The 1,875-nt window shown below is 71.3% G+C and carries 3 protein-coding genes; 1 reads left to right on the plus strand and 2 read right to left on the minus strand.

Features of this window, described 5'->3' with window-relative positions; genetic code table 11:
* Positions 1–81: 81 nt before the first annotated feature.
* Complete coding sequence (locus ABD810_RS23190) at positions 82–393, minus strand: hypothetical protein (protein ID WP_344944070.1); 312 nt, start codon at positions 391–393, stop codon at positions 82–84.
* A gap of 567 nt (positions 394–960) precedes the next feature.
* Between ABD810_RS23190 and ABD810_RS23195 the strand changes: the two genes are divergently transcribed.
* Positions 961–1,473, plus strand: a complete 513-nt coding sequence (locus ABD810_RS23195; protein ID WP_344944073.1) for an adenosylcobinamide-GDP ribazoletransferase — start codon at positions 961–963, stop codon at positions 1,471–1,473.
* 6 nt (positions 1,474–1,479) lie between these two features.
* On the opposite strand, the gene ABD810_RS23200 is transcribed toward ABD810_RS23195, so the two are convergent.
* On the minus strand, positions 1,480–1,875 hold a 396-nt coding region (locus tag ABD810_RS23200), incomplete at its 5' end, for a CPBP family glutamic-type intramembrane protease (RefSeq protein ID WP_344944076.1).

Raw genomic sequence — 1,875 nt, forward strand, 5'->3', positions numbered from 1 at the left:
CGTGGCCATCGCCGCGGCCCTCATTTGCTACCGCCGATTCTCCAAATGAGTCACCGTCTAAGGCCGGTGTGCGATGGCGTCTCACCCCACCGGCACAGCGGTGAGGAAGAAAGCGATCGACAGGGCGGAGCCCGTCATGAGCCCGTACAGCAGCGGCGTCCTCGGCCACGGCCGGTAGTCGTCGTCGTTCTGGCCTTTGACCCGGGCCACGGACACCATGACCGCCGTCAATACCGGCAGTAGGAAACCCCATCCGATCATCTGGTCCGGCCATGCGCCGCGGTGCGCGTCCTTCGTCCCGGCCATCCACAAGCCGGCCATCACGGCCTCCATCACGGACAGCGCGACGGCGGTCATGATCAGCCAGAAGGTCCAAGGTGACGGTCGGCGCACGGCCCCCTCCGATGGACCCCGGACCCGGCGCCTCCGCCCGGCGCGGAGCGAGTGTCCGGTCACGAGGTCCCTATCATGCGAACGTGCCGTGCCGGGGCCTGGTTCCCGAGCCCGGCCGGGACGGGCCGCGCGGGTTTTCGGCGGCGGGAAAACGAGAAACGCGATTGACGAAACACCAGCTCGTGGTCGATCACCACGCTGGGATCGTCCAGCAGGGCGGCCGATACATGCATCCTGAGGGCTACGGAACTCGTCGGCCGCGTCCGCCAACTCAAGGTACACGGCCATGAAGAGCAAGCAATCCAGCTCGTCCAGGACGAACTCGCCATGCCGCCCAAGGTGGCCCGCTCCTGGGTGAAGTCCGTCTAGGCCCTGTTTCGAAGTCGGCTGACGGCCGGCGTGTAGGGCCGAGGACAGGCAGAGAGTTTCCGGTCACCAATCAAGACACGGTTTAAATGGGCGGCTCGCCGATGGGGCCCAGGGAGGCCCTGCCACGGGGCACCCACGGCGGCCCCGCCCGAGTGGCTGCCGTTCGATCTCAGCAGCACCTTTCCAGGAGGACGGCGAATGACCGCTCAACATGACCAGCAGGAACCGGCCACCGCAGCCGCCCAGGCCCTGTGGAGACTGCGCCTGAAGATCGCCGGATTCCTCCTGCAGGTCGATGACGCGGTGGCGGGCAGACTCTCGGCCGAACACGGCGCGGAATGCCCGGTACATGGTCCGGCGATGCGACGGCCGCCCGCGCGGCGCTGGCCGTGGGCTCCGGTGGCCGCTCACCTGGGCCTGCCGCGCGGGCGTCTCGCTGGCCCGCCCGGACGGACTCGGCGCGATGGTCGCGGGCACCGTACGGCGGGGGCCGCGCTGGCCATGACCGCGCTCGTGCTCGCCGGAGGAAGCAGGCTGTCCCCTCTCATCTGGGGCTTCCCCGTGGCCGTCCTCGCGGGACTGCTCGCGGCCTGGGCCCTGCGGCGCAGGGCCGTGCGGCGGCTGGGCGGGATCACCGGGGACGTGCTCGGCGCGCTCGTCGAGATCGCCACGGCCGCCGCGCTGGTGACGTGCGCGGTGGCCGTGGGCTGAGGCCGGTCAGGCGGCGGCCGGGGCGGGCCGGCGGACCGGCCGGAGCTTGAACAGCACGGCGGAGACCACGGCCAGCAGCGCTGAGCCGACCAGCCCGGTGATCCCGGCGACGACGAGGTTGGGCGGGGCGGCCGCGTCACCGACCAGCAGGACGAGGCCCACCGACGCGTTCAGCGCGCCGTGGCCGACGACCGCGGGCCAGGCGCTGCCGGAGTAGAGCCGCAGCCAGCCGAGCAGGCATCCGTAGGCCACGCAGAAGACGACGAACATGGGCGCCGCCCACGCGCCGAGCTCGGGGTAGTTGTAGCCGCGAAGGGTGAGCGGGGCGTGCCAGGCCCCCCACATCACCCCGGAGACCAGCAGCGCCCGCCAGGTGCCCAGCGGCATCAGGCGCGGCAGCAG

The organism is Sphaerisporangium flaviroseum (genome assembly GCF_039537005.1).
Lineage (GTDB): Bacteria > Actinomycetota > Actinomycetes > Streptosporangiales > Streptosporangiaceae > Sphaerisporangium > Sphaerisporangium flaviroseum.